Consider the following 739-nt stretch of genomic DNA (forward strand, 5'->3'; position numbering starts at 1 on the left):
TAGAAAGAAGAAACATCGTTTACACGCTCTTTAAACGGTTTACTATGATCAAAAAGCATGGCAACCGCATGACGTAGTGCATGAATATCTTTACGTTCAAGACCTGCACGTTTCATACCAATAATATTTAATCCTGCAAGTTTTGCCTGCACACCAACAGCTGTTCCATAAGGAATCAGATCGCCAACCAATGCAGAGACACCACCGATAAATGCATGATGTCCAATACGGACAAATTGATGAACAGCAGAACCACCACCAATAATAACATAATCACCAACGGTAACATGACCAGCAATCATTGCATTATTTGCAAATGTTACATGACTTCCTACACGGCAATCGTGAGCGACATGGGCATAACAAAAAAATTGGCAATTATCACCAACAATCGTCATTCCCACACTCGAATCAGACCCTCTATGCATTGTTACACCTTCGCGAATCGTACAGTTTTTACCAATAGAAAGAGTTGTATAACCTCCCTTATGTTTATTATTTTGTGGATCTGTACCCAAAACTGCATGCGAAAATACTTTACTCTTAGCTCCTAACGTTGTCTTTCCCATTATCACAACATGATTCATCAAACTGCATCCATCATCAATAACAGCCTCTGGACCAATATGACAAAACGGTCCAATGAATACATTTTCACCAAGCTGTGCTCCCTTCTCCACAAGAGCAGTTGGATGGATTTTCGTACCCGACATTTTTAAATTCCTATGATATCGTTTAC

At 39.6% G+C, this 739-nt stretch carries 1 protein-coding gene; it reads right to left on the bottom strand.

Annotated elements, in window-relative coordinates; all coding sequences use genetic code 11:
* Positions 1–713: acyl-ACP--UDP-N-acetylglucosamine O-acyltransferase (gene lpxA / locus ACFIK8_RS11305; protein ID WP_375669481.1), on the bottom strand; the 713-nt coding region annotated here is incomplete at its 3' end.
* Between the last annotated feature and the right edge of the window lie 26 nt (positions 714–739).

The organism is Bartonella sp. MR168JLCBS (assembly GCF_042194175.1).